We start from the raw sequence: 14,727 nt of genomic DNA, 5'->3' as shown, positions 1-14,727 counted from the left end.
CCGCCCGACCCCTCCACAGCGACCGCTACGACTCTTGGTTCTGAGGGCAAGCGGGTCAGGCGGTCGTCGGGGGTGCACCACGCCCATCGGCGTGCGGGCCGGCGGCGCTGACGGCCGCCGACCGTGCCGGCGTCAGCCGGTGATGGTGTCCCAGGAGTAGCCGAGCAGGGCGAAAGCCGCCCCCAGCAACGCCAGGCTCACGCCGCGCGTGCTGATGGGCAGGGCGGCCAGCACGAGCAGGATGACCGCGATCAGATAGAAAACGCCCTGGATGGACATGAATGCTCCTCGATCTGTGGGGATGGCGGCGCCGAGATACCCCACCGGCCGGGAGCGTCAAACCAAGGTCAGGTTCAGGGTTGCCGTACGGATCGTGGTGTCGGTTGCCCGCATTTCAGTCGCCCGCCCCGGCGGCTCCCCCGTGCCGTAGTTGCGCAGGAACCTTGGGTGGGCACCGCCCGCCACCAGCAGGCGCAGGCGGTGGCCGGGGCGGAAGACGTGGGCCGTCGGGCCCAAGTCGATGTGGGTGGGGCCTTCGGCGGGGATGCGGGTCAGGCCGTCGCAGATGTTGAGGGAGCGGCCGGCCGGGTCGACGTCGCACAGGCGGACGAACAGGTCGCCGCTGGCGGCCGTGGTGGTGGCGTCCACTGTGGCGGTCACCTGGCCCATCACGGTCAGCGCCTCGGCCAGCGGCTCTTCGGTGAGGACGAGCACGTCCGGGCGTTTCTCCAGGTCCGCGTTGTCCACCTGGCCCTGCGTGGGGGACTGGAGCGGGCCTCCGATCGACGGTGTCGGGTCGGCGGGGTCGTAGTGGAAGGTCACCGGTGTGTCGACGAATGAGCGGGGGGCGGCCCGGGTTCCCGGTGGTGGCCACGAGGGCAGGTCGCGCCATTCGCCGGCGCCGCCCACGTGGACCCGTACGGCATAGGGCGATTGTTCGCCGCGCAGCCGGCGCAGAGCCTGGGAGAAGATCTCCGCCCAGCCTTTCTCCAGGCTGGACGTGTGGGTCCACGGGCCGATCAGCAGGTCGACGTCGCGGCCGGCGGCGCGCAGACGGGCGTACTGCTCGAGCGTCTGGTCGATGGAGAGGTCCCACCAGCCGGTGCTGAGGCTGACCGGGACCTCCATGGCGCCGGCGGCCTCGGTCATGTCGGCGTCGCGCCAGAACTCGGGCTCCGGGTGGGCCAGCCACTCCTCGAACGCCGGCCGCCGGCCCCCGAGTACCCGCGGATAGGCGTCGATCAGTGGCACGTCGTGGGTGGCCTGGCGGAGCCGGAACTTCAGGCGCAGCGCCGCCCGCAGCAGGTCGCCGCTGGTCAGCGCGGACGACTGGAACAGGGCCAGGCCGCCGACGAGGGCCCGTTCCAGGCCGAACGCCCCGCCTCTCCAGAAGAAGTCGTGCGGGTCGTTGTGCCCGACCTGCTGCACCGCGCCGCGCCATTCGGGCGGTGGGTCAAGGGCCAGAGCCGATTGGGTGTACGCCATGTAGCTGGCCCCGAGCGTGTAGAGCTCACCGGTGAACCAGTCCTGTTTGCGCAACCATTCGACGGCCGCGCGGCCGTCGGCGGTCTCGTTCACCCAGGCGTGGAACGTGCCACCCGAGCCGCCGGCGCCGCGGGTGCTCTGCAGGAGCACATGGAAGCCCTGTTCGGCGAAGAGGACGCCGTAGAGGTAGTTCCAGGGGAAGCCGCTTCGCACGTACGGGGCGCGGATCAGCACGGTCGGGCAGGGCTCGGCGGTGACCGGGGCGTAGTGGTCGGTCAGCATCGGGCTCCGGTCGGCGGCCGGGACGGGCAGGCCGACGTCGCGGTGGACGTCGTACCGGGCGGGCGGCCCGTTGCGGGTCCGCCGTCGCAGCAGGCGGAGGAACAGTGGCAGTCTTTCCATCGGGCGATCCCCTTTTCCGTACGTCGTACCAGAAATAGTAGGAGGCATCGATGGCTCGCGGAAGACCGCCGTCGCACACGCGTGACCAGGTGGTGGACGCGGCGGTGGCCATCGCCGACGCGGAAGGGCTGGCGGCGGTCACCATGCGCCGGGTCGCCACCGAGATCGGGGCGGGGGCGATGTCGCTCTACACGTACGTCCCCACCAGGGATTTCCTCATCGACCTGATGGTGGACCGGGTCGGCGGCACGGCCGCCCAGGTGGAGCTGACGGGAGACTGGCGGGCCGATCTGCTGGCCATCGCCGGATCGCAGCGGGCGCTGATGTTGGCACATCCGTGGCTGCCGTCGGCCCTGCCGAACCGCCGCCTCACGGGCCGCAACACCCTGGCCTATCTGGAGCGCGGGCTGGCGGCGCTCGCGCCGACCGGGCTCGGCGGGGCGACCCGGATGGAGTTGATCGCTCTCGTGACGGGCTTCGTGGCGTCGTTCGTGACGTCCGAACTGTCGGCCGGCGTTCCGCAGGTCGCCGAGCCCGTCTCGCCCGCGGAGTTTCCGCATCTCACGGCCGCGTTCGCCGAGGGCGGGCCGGTGCGGGAGCCGACCTTCGAGCGCCTGGCCGACTGGATGATCACGGGCCTGGTCACCCAGGCCCGTGATCACTCGGCTAGCTCTTGATACAGATGTCGAACGGCTGACCGGACGGGTCGAGCAGCACCCGCCAGCGGTCCGGTTGCGGCTGCTCGTCCGGCTTGGTGGCGCCCAGCGCGAGCGCCTGCTGCTCGGCCTTGTCCAGATCCTCGACGTAGAAGTCGAGGTGGTAGCGCTTCGGCGCGCTCTCCCGGGGCCAGCCCGGCCCGGAGTATCCCGGCACCTGGCCGAAGCCGATGCTGGCCGAACCGTCGCCGATCATCGCGTACTCGTCCTGGCTGTGCAGCACCTTCCAGCCCAGCACCTCGGAGTAGAACCGGGCCAGGCCGGCCGGATCGGCCGCATCCAGGTTGATCATTGCCAACGTCGCGAATCCACTCATGACCCCGATCCTTCCCCGAGTACCTGACATCTTCTGTCAGTTATCACTTCAGGTAAACCAGGCCGTCGATCGCGACGCCCGGCCGTCCGGTGGTGCCCTCGACCTCGACCCGTACGGTGTGCTCGCTGCTCCCGGCCCACCAGCGCGACCACACGGCCTGGCGGTTGAGCGGCCCGGTCGCCTTCAGGTCGACGGTGCCCTGCGCCTGGCCGTCCACGAACACCCGTACCCGGCCGGCCTTCGAACCCCGGCTGAACGCCAGCGCCACCGAGCTTCCGCTGAAGGTCCAGCTCGCACTGCTTCCCGCGGTGGAGGCGCCCAGCGCGGTACCGCCCAGATAGGCGGGGTTGTTCAGCAGGCGCCAGGTGCCGGTCCGCTGCGACGCGGCCTCGGACAGGACCACCGGCGTACGGGTGACCGAGGCGTTGACGGTGTTGCGGGCCCGGTCGCCGGCCACGATCGCGTAGGTGGCCGGGACGCCGGCCCGGACCGCTAGGTTCCGGCTGGTCGTGGTGGTGAGCAGGTTCGTCCGGGTGGGCTTGGTGAGCCCGACGTAGATCAGGCCGCCCGGGTCGCCGGCCTTCCAGTCGAGACGGACGGGCACGGTGGCGCCGATCGTCCCCGGGCGCAGCACGAGATCGGGTTCCTTGTCGAAGACCGGCGCGACCGCGTCCGCGTACACGGTGGTGGTGATCCCGGCGACCCGGCCCGACAGGTGCAGGGCCCGGACGGAGACGGCGTGCTTGCCGGGCGAGACGGTCAGCGTGGTGGTGCGGTGCGTGCCCGGCACGGCGGCGGCCAGCACCCCGTCGACGTAGATCTCGAACCGGTTGATCAGCGCGCTGGCGGTGCGCGTGTCCCAGCGCGGGGTGATCGTGCCCTTGGTGAACCACATTCCCTCGTACGGCCAGGTCCCGCCCATGCCCAGCAGCCGGAACCCGGCCGGCGCGCCACCGGCGATGGCCCGGATGGCGGGAAGCTGCCGGTAGAGGGCATCGCCCGGACAGTCGGTACGCCCGGCGTCACGGTGTCCGGAGATCCGCCACATCTCGACCCGGGCGCCGGCGGGATAGCGGTTGCTGCCCCCGGAGGTCAGCACGACCCGCCCACTCGGCAGGTTCCCGGCGGCCCCCAGCTTGTACGCGGCGACGGTTGCGATGGCCCGCCGCACGGTGGCCGAGACGCCCGACCCACCGTACGTCCCGATGGCGGCGACTGCGCTGGCATCGGTGTTGAAGCCCATGGTGTGCGCGCCGAGAACGGGCATCTGAACGCCCCCGCCGCGCCCCTCGAAGATCGTCCCGCACTTGTCGACGAGGAAGTTGTACCCGATGTCGTCCCAGCCCCGGCTGCGGACGTGGTACGCCTGAATCCCGCGAATGATCGAGGCCGACTGCGAACAGGAGTAGTTGTTCCCGGTGGCCGTGTGGTGCACGAAGAACTCCTGAACAGCCCCCGTGTACTCGGGCTTGCCCCGCACGATGCTCTCGTCGGCCCCCCACTGCCCCCGCAGAACCATCCGAGGCACAGGCCGAACCGGAATCGTCACGGCCGCCCGCGCAGAGATCGGTGCGGTCGGTGCGGATGTGGTCGGCCGCGACGTCGCGGCTCCGCCGGCGTCAGGGTTGAACAGGTCGACGCGGAGGTCCGCGGGCAGCGGGCCGTGGGTGCCGACCACGCGGGCCTCGAGGCCGTTCGACGGGCCTACCCAGAGTGGGTCGGTTGATCCTCGGCGGTCGGCCGGGGAGACGCTGTCGGCCTCCAACGTCTGCCAGGGCGACCATCGGCCCGTGGCGATCGCCCGGGTTCGCACCCGGACCCCGCCGTCCAGCCGGGCGGCCGGGTCGGACCAGGTTGCCCCGAGCAGGCTGAACGGGCTGGTCTGTGGGCGGTCGGCGGCCGCACCGCTCAAGGTCACCGTCTGGAGTTCCGGTGGCGCCGCGGGTTCGGCCGCGGCCGTGGAACGCGGGATCAGAGTGCCCGCGACTATCGTGAGCAGCGCCGTCGCCGCCCGGGTGTTCGTCCGATTCCGGTGCACATGTCCCCCTGTGGTGCTGGTTCATCGGCCATGTGACACCTTGCCGGGGACGTACCGCGCCTGTCCGGAAAAGTCGGTCAAATCCCCTGGGGTTCGGGGCTGAATGTCCGAACGGCCGGTACATCACAACCGCTTTACCACCGGGTTCGCCCGCCGATGGGCACTGACATGACCAACGCCCGCGGTCTCGGACCGTCCGCAGCGCGCCTGCACCTGGTGCTGGGCGTCGCGCTGCTCGCGGTCCTGGCGGCCGGCCCGGTCTGGGCGCAGGTCCCGGCCACGGCGTTGATCATGGTGCTGGGCGTCGTCGCCCTGCACGTCGGCCCGCACCGGCATCTTCCGGCCGACCAGCGCACGCCGTGGCGGTACATCCGCTACGCGGCGTACCTGTTCGTCGTGGCCAGCGTCATCCGGGCCGCCGTGCCGAGCACGATGACCACACCGCCCACGATGATGGCGCTGATCCCGAACGCCTTCGTCGTACCCGCGTACATCCTGCTCGGCGCCGGTTTCAGCGGCATGCTGCGCCGCCGCCGCGCGGCCGACGACGATCCCGCCCGCATCGACGCCCTGCTCGTGGGCCTGGCCGGCGCGTTCCTGACCTGGACCTTCGTGATCGCGCCGGCGATCGACGGCACCGGGATGACCGTCGTGCGGGTGGTCGACGCGTTCTTCCCGATCATCGACGTGGTCCTGCTGGTGCTCATCGCCCAGCTCCTGCTGGCCGGCGGCGCCCGCCAGCCGGCGCTGTGGATGCTCGTCGTCGCCTCGGCCGACATGTTCGCGGCCGATCTGCTCTTCACGCTGCGCGACGCCGAGATGGTCTCGGCGTCGCAGCATGTCGTGGACGTCCTGTTCGCCGCCATGTTCGTGGCCATTCCGGCCGCCGCGCTGCACCCGTCCATGCGTACGCTCACCCAGCCTCAAAAGATCGTGGTCCGGGATCTGAGCCGCATGCGGTTGGCCGTGATCGCCACCGTGATGGTCGTGCCGACCGTGGTGGCCACCCTGATGCCGCTCGGCAGCCTCACCAACAACCTGGTCCGGGCACTGCTGTGCGCGCTGGTCGTGGTGGCCGTGCTGGTACGTGTGGTCCGCTCCAACAACTCGCGGGTCCGGGCCGAGCGGGCCAACCGCCGCCGCGCCACCCACGACGCCCTCACCGACCTGCCCAACCGCGAACTGCTCGCCGAGACCGTGGCGGGCTGGGCCGGCCGGGTGGCCGACGAGGGGCAGGAGATCAGCCTGCTCTTCCTCGACCTCGACCGCTTCAAGATGATCAACGACCATTGGGGGCACGGCGTCGGCGACGAGCTGCTCTGCGAGGTCGCCGGCCGGTTGAGCGCCCAGGTCCGTACGCAGGACATCGTCGCCCGGATCGGCGGCGACGAGTTCGTGATCGCGCTGGCCAGCCCGTCGCATCTGCGGTTGGCCGACTCGCTGGCCGAACGGCTGCTGGTCGAGCTGGCCCGCCCGTTCCGGCTGACCGTGGGCGAGGTGGTCATCTCGGCCTCGATCGGCGTGGCCAAGTCGCACGGCGGCGCGCACGCCCTGGAACTGATCCGGGACGCCGACACCGCCATGTACAAGGCCAAGGGGTCGGGCCGCAACGCGGTGGCGCTCTTCGACACCTCGCTGCGCGATCAGGTCCGCGACCGGGTGAAGCTCGAGCAGGCGCTGCGCGGCGCCGGTGAGCGCGGCGAGCTGGCCGTGCACTTCCAGCCCATCGTCGACGTACGCTCCGGTGAGCTGGACGGCTTCGAGGCGCTGATGCGCTGGAACTCGGCCGAGCACGGCTTCGTCCGGCCCGACGAGTTCATCCCGATCGCCGAGGAGACCGGCATGATCGTGGAGATGGGTGAGTGGCTGCTCCGCGAGTCGGTCCGGCAGCTCATCGAGTGGCAGGCCCTGCGCCGCCCCGGCGACCGCCGGCTGCACGTCTCGGTGAACGTGGCGGTCCGGCAGCTGCGCGACGGCTCCCTGGTCAACGTCGTCGACGACGTGCTGCGCGAGACCGGCCTGACGCCGTCCAGCCTCTGGCTGGAGATCACCGAGTCCGGCGTCATGGAGGACATCGAGACCGCCCTGCTCACGCTCAACGCCCTGCACGCGCTGGGCGTGGTGCTGTGCATCGACGATTTCGGTACGGGCTACTCGTCACTGAGTTACCTGCATCGCCTCCCGGTCGGCGTCGTGAAGATCGACCGCGCTTTCATCAGCCGCATCGGCGAGGACGGCGGCGACGAGCCCATCGTCCGGGCCGTCCTGGCCATGACCCACGCCATGGGTCACCTCGTCGTCGCCGAGGGCGTCGAGACCCAGGCCCAGCGGGATTGGCTGTACGGCCAGGGCTGCGACCTGATCCAGGGCTGGTTCTACGGCAAGGCCGACCGCCCCGAGAACCTGACCCACTGGATCCGCCCGCAACCCCAGCAGGCCTTCAGCGCGTAGCCGCTCACAGCACCACGTTGAGCAGGACAGTCAGCAGAACCGAGGCCAGGACCGAGAAGAGGATCATGCCGAGGCAGCCGAGCGGGCCGCCCAGGACCCGGACTTCCGTGTTTCCGATGCGCATGGGGGTGGAATACCCCCGGCGTTCTCAGCGATGCACGTCGTCGCCGGTCAGCGCGGTCAGGTCGGCCCGGGTGGGCGCGCCCTCGCAGTCGCCCGGGACGGTGACGGCGAAGGCGCCGGCCGCGATCGCGGTGGTCAGGCGGGCCGCCGGGGCCGCGCCGGCCAGCCGGTCGGCCAGGTAGCCGGCGACGAAGGCGTCGCCGGCGCCGACCGGGTCGACCACCGTGACCGGCAGGACCGGCAGCTCGTGGCGTTCGCCGTCGATCAGGGCGCGGCAGCCGCGGGCGCCGTCCTTGACGACCACCTCGGACGGTCCCAGCTTGGCCAGGGCGCCCAGCAGGTCGTCGGTGTCGACGAACAGCTCGGCCTCCTCGGGCGACGCGAAGACCACGTCGGCCCGCGAGACCAGGTCTCGCAGGACCGGGGCGGCGTCGAAGCGGCTCCACAGTTTCGAGCGGTAGTTGACGTCGACCGACACCGGAACGCCGGCCGCGCGGGCCGTCTCGACCGACTGGAAGACGGCGGCCCGGGCCGTCTCGCTCAGCGCGGGCGTGATGCCGGTGACGTGGACGACGCCGGCCGAGGTCAGCTCGGCCGAGGGCACGTCGGCCGGGGAGAGCCGCGAACCGGCGCTGCCGGCGCGGTGGTAGTCGACCTGCGCGAACTGCGCCGACCGCTTGTGCCGCACCATCAGGCCGGTGAAGGCCTCGTCGGTGATGGCGAGGGCTCGTACACCCGAAGCCGTCAGACGCTCGGCGATCAGCGCGCCCGTCGCGTCCGGCCCGACCCGCCCGAGCCAGGTGGCCTGGCCGCCGAGACGGGCCACGCCCACCGCGACGTTGCTCTCGGCGCCGCCGATGCCGAAGGAGAAGCTCTTGGCGTACGTCAAGGGGCCGATGCCGTCCGCGGCGACCAGGCCCATGGTTTCACCGAAGGTGAAAAGACCCGGGCCGGTCATGAGCGGGCGAACGCGACCGCGCTGACCGCGTGCCGCGCGCGGGCGGCCAGGGCGTGCATGTTGCCGCCGGTGGCGGCGTCGCCGATCAGCGGCGATCCGACGCCGACCGCCTTGGCCCCGGCGAACAGCCAGTCGGCGATGTCCTCGATCTTGATGCCGCCGGTGGGCATGACCGGGATCTGCGGCAGCGGCCCGCGGACGTCACGCAGGAAGGACGGGCCGAGGCCGGCGGCCGGGAAGAGCTTCACGAGCTCGGCGCCGGCGCGGTAGGCCGCGTACATCTCCGTGGGTGTGCTCGTGCCCGGATAGAACGGCACCTCGAAGCCGGCCACGAGCTCGGCGTCGATCACCGGCGAGACGAGAAACTCGGCGCCGGCGTCGACCGCCGCCTTGGCGTCGTCGGCGGTCAGGACCGTGCCGGCGCCGATCGCGACCGAGGCGGGCAGCTGGCGCCGGAGCCCGGCGATGGCCTCGACGGCGCCGCGGGAGGTCAGCGTGACCTCCATGGCGGTGATGCCGGAGTCGACCAGCACCTCGGCGACGGCGGAGAAGTAGTCGGCGGACGGTGCACGCAGGATCGCGACGATCCCGCTGCGGATGACGGCGGCGGTGGTTTCGCTCCTATCGGTCACGACTCAGATCCTGCCGGACATCGGCCGAACCCTCTAGAGGCTGCGTCTGTGGTTGCCGTCGCAGCAGCGACCGCGCGCGCCCGTTGAGCGACTCGGCCTCGACCGGCGGCGTGGCCTCTATCCGCAGCTCCTCGCGGATCGCCGCCTCGAACTGCTGCATCACGAGCGGCACCTGGGTCAGCAATTCACGGAAATGAATTTGCGGTTGTACGCCGGACACCGCGGCCGGGTTCATGTCGCTGTGCAGCTGCTGCAGGAGCAGGTGCACGGCGAGCGCGGCGCTGCGCACCGGCCCGGAGGCGAGCAGCCGCACCTGCATGAGGGCCGGCCCGACCTCGTCGACGTAGGCCAGCGGCGAGGCCGGCTTGGTGCCGGCGTCGTAGGCGGTGCGCAGGCTGTAGGTGTCGCGCTCGAAGACGGCGAGCAGGGCGACGTACGCGGCCTTGCGCTCCTCGTACCACCGCCGGGTGCGCCGCCGGCGACTGCGCAGGCTGGTGGTGCGGGCGGTCACGAGCTGGACGGTCGCGGCTCCGGCCAGGGCGAACACGGCGGCGATGAGGGGCAGCCCCCACCACGGGATCTCAGACACGCGATAACGGTATCGACGCCGCGCCCGGCGGGCTCGGGGCGGCCGGGGATCGTGACCGCCCGGCGATGATTTACCACCTATCCGGCCATCCGGGACGGCGCAGCGTCGATGATCCGTCACGCTCAGTGATTCCCTTGACCTTAAGGTAGGTCGAGGTTGCAGTGTCGACTCATGAGAGCAGCCGTCTTCGATGAGTTCGGTCCGCCGTCGGTTCTCCGCGTCACCGATCTGCCCGATCCGGTGCCCGGCCCGGGGCAGGTGCGGGTCCGGGTGCGCGCGGCCGGGGTGCAGCCGTTCGACGTGGCCGTCCGGCGCGGCCGCATGCCCTGGGCCAAGGTCACTTTTCCGCAGACCATCGGGCAGGAGTACGCCGGGGAGGTCGATCACGTGGGTGCGGGTGTCGAGCGCGTCGCGGCGGGGGACGCCGTGCTCGGTTCGACCATGCTGAACGGCGCCGCCGAGTTCGTGGTGGTTCCCGCCGCCGACGTCGTGCCCAAGCCGGCAAGCCTGGACTTCGCCACCGCGGCCGCCCTGGTCGCGGCCGCGCAGACCGCCAGTGGGTCGCTGCTGGAGCTGGGCGTCGGCCCCGACGACGTGCTGCTCGTGCACGGCGCCTCGGGCAGCGTCGGCACGGTCGCCACCCAGCTCGCCCGCCTGGCCGGGGCCACCGTGATCGGGACGGCGAGCCCGGCCCGCCACGACTGGTTGCGGCAGATCGGTGCCGTCCCCGTCGCGTACGGGCCGGGGCTCGCCGACGACGTCCGTGCCCTCGGTCTCGCGCCGACCGTCGCTCTCGACACCGCCGGCGGCGAGACCCTCGCGCAGTCGGCTGAGCTGGGCGTTCCGCTCGACCGGATCGGCACGATCGCCGATGACCGGGCCGCGGCCGAGGTGGGCGCCCGCGTGGTCCGGGCCGGCCGCGACCCGAAACGCCTGGCCGAGGTGATCGGCCTGGCGGCTCAGGGCCGGATTCTCATCGAGGTGCGCCCGTACCCGCTGGACCGGATCGCCGAGGCGCACGCCGCCGTGGAGTCCCGGCACAGCGGCGGAAAGGTGGTCCTGCTCATCGGGTGAGGTCGTGCCGGTCGATGAAGCGGCCCGAGCCGTGGCCGGGGCCTTCCGTGGCCAGGGCGACCACGGCGTCCGTACCCTCGGTGACGGTTTGTGGTCCGGAGTGGCCGTTGAAGTCGGTGGCCGTGTAACCCGGGTCGGCGGCGTTGACGCGTACGTCGGGAAGGGCCTTGGCGTACTGGTTCGTCAACATCGTCAGGGCCGCCTTGGACGAGGTGTACGCGGGCGCGATGACGTGCGACTCGGGCCGGGACGGGTCGTTCGTGTGCTCGAGAGACCCCATCCCGCTGCTCACGTTGACGATGACCGGGTCGGCCGAGCGGCGCAGCAGCGGCAGGAACGCGGTAGTGGCCCGGACCACACCGGCCACGTTGACGTTCAGCACGTCGAGCACCTCGCCGCCGGTGAGCCCGCTCGGATCCCCCATCGGGCCCGATACGCCCGCGTTGTTGATGAGCACGTCGACCAGCCCTTCGTGCTCCTGGACGTCCTTGGCGGCGGCGGCCACCGAGGCGTCGTCGGTGACGTCGATGGGCACGAAGCGGGCGCCCAGGGCTTCGGCCGCCGCGGCGCCGAGGGCGGGGTTGCGGGCGCCGACGACGACGGTGTGGCCGAGGGCGATGAGGCGGCGGGCGGTCTCGTAGCCGAGGCCCTTGTTGGCCCCGGTGATGAAGGTGATCGTCATGCCGTCGATGCAACGCCTGATCGGGGGTGTCTTCCAGAGAAAGCCAGTACCACCTTCGCGGCCGCCGGCGGAGGAACAATGGTCGTCATGACAGCTCTCGGCACGACGATCCGGGGCTGGCGGGAACGGTTGTCGCCGGCCGCCGCCGGCCTGCCGGCCCGGCACGGGCGCCGGGCCGCCGGCCTGCGCCGGGAGGAACTGGCCGAACTCGCCGGCGTCTCGGTCGACTACGTGGTGCGCCTCGAGCAGAGCCGGGCCACCACGCCGTCGGCCCAGGTCACGGCGGCGCTGGCCCGGGCCCTGCAGCTCACCCCGGACGAGCGCGACCACCTGTTCCGGCTGGCCCGGCTCACCCCGCCGGCGCACGATCAGATCGCCGACCACATCCCGCCCGGCGTGCAGCGGGTGGTGACCCGGCTCGGTGACACGGCCGCCGCCGTCTTCGCGGCCGACTGGCAGTTGCTGTGGTGGAACCGGGGCTGGGCCGGCCTGCTGGGCGACCCGTCGGCGTCGCCGCGCGGCCTGCGCAACTTCGCCCGCGACAACTTCCCGGTCGGTGACGGTGGCCCCCACCTGTCCCGGTGGCCGGTCACCACCCGGGACCCCGGCGGCACCAGGGCGGCCATCGTCTCCGACCTGAGGCGGGCCACCGGCCGCTTCCCGCACGACCGGCGGCTGGCCGTGCTCGTGCGTGAGCTGCGCGAGGGCAACGACGAGTTCGCCGCGCTGTGGGCGGCCGGCGCGGTCGGCGCCCACCGGGAGGACCGCAAGGTGATCGAGCATCCGTCGGCCGGGCCGATCACCGTCGACTGCGACACCCTGACCGACGGCGACGCCGAGCTGAAGATCGTGATCATGACGGCCGTGCCCGGCAGCGAGGACGAGACGAAGCTGCGGCTGGCCACGATCAGCCCCGTGCCTGTACGAACAGGCTGAGCCCGTCCAGCATGCGGGCCAGGCCGAACTCGAAGACCAGGTCGAGCCCGAAGTCGAAGCCCTCCTCGGTGAGCTGCTGGAAGTGGCTCATCCGGTTGGTGTCCATCACCTCGGTCAGGGTGGTCGCCTGCGTGTCCATCCACTGCTCGTTGGTCAGCCCGGTCTCGCGGACGGCCTCGGCCTCCGGTTCCAGCCCGTTGGCCACGCCGCGGACGAAGGTGAAGAGCACGATCTGCACGTACATGCGTTCCTCGAGGTCGAGCCCGGTGCCGTCGAAACAGGCCAGCACCCATTCGCTGAGCCGGAGCCCGTTCGGCGCGATCTGCGGCCGGGTGATCGACATCGACGAGCTGAGCCACGGGTGACGCTGGAAGACCGCCCACTCCTGCCGGGCGGCCAGCTCGATCGCCGGCCGCCAGCCGCCCGGATGCCGCCGGGGCAGCCGGATCTCGCCCAGCGCCTTGTCGATCATCGCGACGATCAGGTCGTCGCGGCTCGGCACGTAGCGGTAGAGCGACATCGTGGCCGCCCCGAGCTCGGCCGCGAGCCGGCGCATGGTCAGCTCGGCCAGCCCGAGCCGGTCGGCCACGTCGATGGCGGTGGCCACGATCCGCTCCCGGGTCAGCTCGTGCTCCCGGCGCGGCGCCGGACCCGCGACCACGGTGCCCACGCCGGGCCGGGCCACGGTCAGCCCTTCGTCGCGCAGGGCCGCGTGGGCCCGGGTCGCGGTGGCGATCGCGACCCCCCACTCCTTGGTGAGGGCCCGGGCCGACGGCACCCGGTCACCCGGCCGCAGCTCGCCCGACTCGATCCGCCGCCGCACGTCCTCGACGATCCTCCGGTACGGATGCACTAGTACACCTCCTGGGTCGACCCACCGCCGTACTAGTACACGTTGCCCTGTCGCCGGTCCGCTTCCTACGCTCAGCTAGTACACCAACGTACACCGTACGCAGAGGAGCGGGGAATGCGCGTACTCATCTCCGGCGCCGGCATCGGCGGCCCGGCCCTGGCGTTCTGGCTGCACCGGGCCGGCGCCGACGTCACCATCGTCGAGAAGGCGCCCGGCCTGCGCCCCGGCGGCCAGGCGGTAGACGTCCGCGGGGTGGCTCGCGGCGTCGTCGAGAACATGGGCCTGATGCCGGCCATCCGGGCCAGCCGCGTCGACGAGCGGGGCATCGCCCTGGTCGACAACCGCGGCCGCCGCCTGGCCGAGATGCCGGCCGACCTGTTCGGCGGCGAGGGCATCGTCGCCGAGATCGAGATCTCCCGCGGCGACCTCTCCCGGATCCTCGTCGAGGCCACCGCGACCATGGCCGACTACCGCTTCGGCGACCGCATCACCGCCCTGACCCCGGACGGCCGGGCGACGTTCCAGAGCGGAGACAGCGCCCGATACGACGTGATCGTCGGCGCCGACGGCGTCCACTCCGGCGTGCGCGCCCTGGCGTTCGGCCCCGAGCCGGACTTCGTACGCCCGCTGGGCGGCTACGGCGCCCTGTTCACCGTGCCGGCCCCCGACGACCTGAACCATTGGGCCCACATGTACAACGCCCCCGGCGGCCGGGTGGCCCTGATCCGCCCCACCGTCGAGGGCCGGGCCATGGCCGCCCTGAACTTCCTGTCCAGGACCCGGTACGGCCGGTTGAGCCGCGAGGAGCAACAGCGGCTGATCGCGCGCAACCTGGAAGGCGCCGGCTGGAAGGTCCCGTCGCTGCTGGCCGCGATGCCGACCGCCGCCGACTTCTACTTCGACTCGATCGACCAGGTACACGTCGACACCTGGTCCCGAGGCCGAACCGTCCTGCTGGGCGACGCCGGATATTGCGGCTCCCCACTGGCCGGCCTGGGCACCAGCATGAGCCTGGTCGGCGCCTACGTGCTGGCCGGCGAACTGGCCACCCACGGGGACCCGGAGGCCGCTTTCCCCGCCTATCAGAACGCGATGGCCTCCTACGTGGCCGAGGGCACCCGCCTGCCACCCGGCGGCATGCACGCCTTCGCCCCCAAGAGCCGCCTCATGATCCGCGCCCGGGCCGCATCGATGCGCTCGATGTCCCGCTGGCCGATGCGCCAGCTCCTGGCCAAGCAGTTCGGAAAGTCCGACGCCATAACGCTGAAGCCCTACACCTTCGCTGCCCTCCAAACCCCCAAGCCGTGAAGCCGCCCCCGCCGGCCTCCGGGATGGCTCCATCATTGCGTGCGCCGCAGGAGCGCGGGGGAGGGCTGTGGACAACTCCGGGACTGTGGAAAACGGGTCGTTGCCACGAGGAGGTGATAGGACTGTCAGGCGGCGAAACCGAGGTCCTGTGGCCGCGAAGGCAG

The 14,727-nt window shown here is 71.8% G+C and carries 14 protein-coding genes; 5 read left to right on the top strand and 9 right to left on the bottom strand.

What is annotated here, in order from left to right; all coding sequences use genetic code 11:
• Window positions 1-132: 132 nt before the first annotated feature.
• The gene (locus AB0C26_RS02960) at window positions 133-279 is read right to left on the bottom strand and encodes a hypothetical protein (protein WP_360240545.1); all 147 of its coding nucleotides are present in this window, start codon (window positions 277-279) and stop codon (window positions 133-135) included.
• A 57-nt stretch (window positions 280-336) separates the two neighbouring features.
• Window positions 337-1,887 (bottom strand): CocE/NonD family hydrolase, encoded by a 1,551-nt coding sequence (locus AB0C26_RS02955; RefSeq protein WP_360240542.1) that lies wholly within the window; start codon window positions 1,885-1,887, stop codon window positions 337-339.
• Between the two features lie 50 nt (window positions 1,888-1,937).
• Between AB0C26_RS02955 and AB0C26_RS02950 the strand changes: the two genes are divergently transcribed.
• Window positions 1,938-2,564: a TetR/AcrR family transcriptional regulator C-terminal domain-containing protein gene (locus AB0C26_RS02950; RefSeq protein ID WP_360240539.1), complete on the top strand. Its 627-nt coding sequence runs from the start codon at window positions 1,938-1,940 to the stop codon at window positions 2,562-2,564.
• Here AB0C26_RS02950 and AB0C26_RS02945 read toward each other — a convergent pair.
• Both AB0C26_RS02945 and AB0C26_RS02940 read right to left on the bottom strand, forming a co-directional pair.
• Window positions 2,554-2,919: a VOC family protein gene (locus AB0C26_RS02945; RefSeq protein ID WP_360240536.1), complete on the bottom strand. Its 366-nt coding sequence runs from the start codon at window positions 2,917-2,919 to the stop codon at window positions 2,554-2,556. The genes AB0C26_RS02950 and AB0C26_RS02945 overlap by 11 nt on opposite strands.
• 43 nt (window positions 2,920-2,962) lie before the next feature.
• Window positions 2,963-4,957, bottom strand: coding sequence for an N-acetylmuramoyl-L-alanine amidase (locus AB0C26_RS02940; protein WP_360240533.1), 1,995 nt, complete (start codon window positions 4,955-4,957; stop codon window positions 2,963-2,965).
• Between the two features lie 168 nt (window positions 4,958-5,125).
• On the opposite strand from AB0C26_RS02940, the gene AB0C26_RS02935 reads away from it, so the two are divergent.
• Window positions 5,126-7,408 carry a bifunctional diguanylate cyclase/phosphodiesterase gene (locus AB0C26_RS02935; protein ID WP_360240530.1) on the top strand — a complete coding sequence of 761 codons (2,283 nt, stop codon included), beginning with the start codon at window positions 5,126-5,128 and terminating at the stop codon, window positions 7,406-7,408.
• Between the two features lie 148 nt (window positions 7,409-7,556).
• Here AB0C26_RS02935 and AB0C26_RS02930 read toward each other — a convergent pair whose 3' ends face one another.
• The 3 genes from AB0C26_RS02930 to AB0C26_RS02920 are packed head-to-tail and all read right to left on the bottom strand — an operon-like array spanning window position 7,557 to window position 9,710.
• Window positions 7,557-8,453 (bottom strand): sugar kinase, encoded by an 897-nt coding sequence (locus tag AB0C26_RS02930; RefSeq protein ID WP_360240527.1) that lies wholly within the window; start codon window positions 8,451-8,453, stop codon window positions 7,557-7,559.
• Between the two features lie 32 nt (window positions 8,454-8,485).
• On the bottom strand, window positions 8,486-9,121 hold the full coding sequence (locus AB0C26_RS02925) for a bifunctional 4-hydroxy-2-oxoglutarate aldolase/2-dehydro-3-deoxy-phosphogluconate aldolase (protein ID WP_360240524.1): 636 nt from the start codon (window positions 9,119-9,121) through the stop codon (window positions 8,486-8,488).
• Window positions 9,111-9,710, bottom strand: a complete 600-nt coding sequence (locus AB0C26_RS02920) for a hypothetical protein (protein ID WP_360240521.1) — start codon at window positions 9,708-9,710, stop codon at window positions 9,111-9,113. The genes AB0C26_RS02925 and AB0C26_RS02920 overlap by 11 nt, the downstream gene beginning before the upstream one ends.
• A 171-nt stretch (window positions 9,711-9,881) precedes the next feature.
• On the opposite strand from AB0C26_RS02920, the gene AB0C26_RS02915 reads away from it, so the two are divergent.
• Complete coding sequence (locus AB0C26_RS02915; RefSeq protein WP_360240518.1) at window positions 9,882-10,784, top strand: NADP-dependent oxidoreductase; 903 nt, start codon at window positions 9,882-9,884, stop codon at window positions 10,782-10,784.
• Here the strand turns inward: AB0C26_RS02915 and AB0C26_RS02910 are convergent.
• Window positions 10,774-11,466 (bottom strand): SDR family NAD(P)-dependent oxidoreductase, encoded by a 693-nt coding sequence (locus AB0C26_RS02910; protein ID WP_360240515.1) that lies wholly within the window; start codon window positions 11,464-11,466, stop codon window positions 10,774-10,776. The two genes, AB0C26_RS02915 and AB0C26_RS02910, sit on opposite strands and share 11 nt — an antisense overlap.
• A gap of 87 nt (window positions 11,467-11,553) precedes the next feature.
• Between AB0C26_RS02910 and AB0C26_RS02905 the strand changes: the two genes are divergently transcribed.
• A complete protein-coding gene (locus AB0C26_RS02905; RefSeq protein ID WP_360240512.1) occupies window positions 11,554-12,402 on the top strand; it encodes a helix-turn-helix transcriptional regulator in 849 nt (282 codons plus the stop codon).
• Here the strand turns inward: AB0C26_RS02905 and AB0C26_RS02900 are convergent.
• The gene (locus tag AB0C26_RS02900) at window positions 12,374-13,255 is read right to left on the bottom strand and encodes a TetR/AcrR family transcriptional regulator C-terminal domain-containing protein (RefSeq protein ID WP_360240508.1); all 882 of its coding nucleotides are present in this window, start codon (window positions 13,253-13,255) and stop codon (window positions 12,374-12,376) included. The genes AB0C26_RS02905 and AB0C26_RS02900 overlap by 29 nt on opposite strands.
• Window positions 13,256-13,369: 114 nt before the next feature.
• On the opposite strand from AB0C26_RS02900, the gene AB0C26_RS02895 reads away from it, so the two are divergent.
• On the top strand, window positions 13,370-14,563 hold the full coding sequence (locus AB0C26_RS02895; protein ID WP_360240505.1) for an FAD-dependent monooxygenase: 1,194 nt from the start codon (window positions 13,370-13,372) through the stop codon (window positions 14,561-14,563).
• Window positions 14,564-14,727 lie beyond the last annotated feature (164 nt).

This window comes from Actinoplanes sp. NPDC048796 (assembly GCF_040650035.1).
In the GTDB taxonomy this organism is placed as follows: Bacteria; Actinomycetota; Actinomycetes; order Mycobacteriales; family Micromonosporaceae; genus Actinoplanes.
Note: the sequence above shows the minus strand (reverse complement) of the source record. Positions and strands in the feature narration are given on the sequence as shown.